At 42.9% G+C, this 1,304-nt stretch carries 2 protein-coding genes; both read right to left on the bottom strand.

What is annotated here, in order from left to right; all coding sequences use genetic code 11:
* Positions 1-32 precede the first annotated feature (32 nt).
* Positions 33-527 carry a hypothetical protein gene (locus tag MO867_RS22105; RefSeq protein ID WP_252473196.1) on the bottom strand — a complete coding sequence of 165 codons (495 nt, stop codon included), beginning with the start codon at positions 525-527 and terminating at the stop codon, positions 33-35.
* A gap of 47 nt (positions 528-574) precedes the next feature.
* Positions 575-1,072: a hypothetical protein gene (locus tag MO867_RS22110; protein ID WP_252473199.1), complete on the bottom strand. Its 498-nt coding sequence runs from the start codon at positions 1,070-1,072 to the stop codon at positions 575-577.
* Between the last annotated feature and the right edge of the window lie 232 nt (positions 1,073-1,304).

Genomic DNA, 1,304 nt, shown 5'->3' on the forward strand with positions numbered 1-1,304 from the left:
TATCTGGCCGTGGTTCCTACCTATTTCGCCCCCTAAAACTGTCCGAAGTATTGACTTATTAGAGGTTCACAATAACCAAAAACAAAAATTGCGTTTCGGTATGTTGTATAGGTTACGGCCATAAGAGGATTTATACCGTTGGTTAAGGTGTTCATTGGCTTTTGGATTTCAAAATAATGCATTTCATCGGCTAACAATCGCATGCTGCCTACATTTGAAACAATAATTCCAGCAGGAAAAGCGCTTTGTGGGGCTGTAATCTCGGTAGCCATTCGAGTGATAGCTTCCATTATATAGTCGGAGCTTAGATTTTTTGTCATGGGGCTTTGTTTTAGTAGAACGGCGGATATCTGTTCCTGGAGAGATTTGGCAACCTCAATAACACCCGCAGCGTTAATATTAGGTGGGAGTTCTAAACTGGTGGTTTCTGAAAATGATCCGATATGATCAATGGGGATATTGGGGGAGCATAGTCCTCTGGCATCCATGGCTAGAATAACTTCTGTCAAGTTTTTATCGATAGGCACAGCACGAGCCGCAATTGATGCGATAGCGCAATAAATTGAAGTTAGCTTTATTCCATTTTTTTACCCCATTGAGCTAGGGCTCCAATATTTTCCGGTGGCATGGAATATGAAATTGCACAAGCCCTACGCTCATGGGAAAGGGCTTGCTTCTCTACTGGCCAGCTAAAATCCCCAATATTTTTATGCTCAATTTCTCCCTCACCAAAATAGCCGGCGGCTTCTAGTTGGGTCGCTATGCTCTCTTGAAGTGGTAGTGATTTATCCTGTTCAAGTTTTGTTCGGGAGCGAAGAAATTTGTCCAAATCAGAAAATATCGTCATTGTTGATCTGCCATCAAATGCGGCATGAATGTTAATGACAGAGATCCACTCTACAAGTCCTTTTTTATTCAGGTATAGCTTTATGCTGTATACATAGCTTTCGCTGTCCAGGTAATTCATTCCGCGATTTTCAAATTCATCCTCCAGATTTAATTTGGTGGTAATTTGGCATGTCTGTATTGGGATGTCTTTGAAGTTAACATCGCAAACCCAGCGAAGCTTCACTCCTCTTTGCACCCGGGCACGTAAGAGAGGGTGACGTCTATGTAGGTATGCCAGTCCTTTACGTAAAGGCTCAACTTCCAATGGCTTACAGACTTTGATGAAAGAAACAAGCTGCATACCTCCATGGGACAGCCTGGTCATTTCTATAAATAAAGCTTCTTGGGGTCCCAGATCCCGACAATACTTCGGACAGTTTTAGGGGGCGAAATAGGTAGGAACCAAGGCCGGATAC

This window comes from Microbulbifer okhotskensis (assembly GCF_023895975.1).
Classification (GTDB): Bacteria; Pseudomonadota; Gammaproteobacteria; order Pseudomonadales; family Cellvibrionaceae; genus Microbulbifer; species Microbulbifer okhotskensis.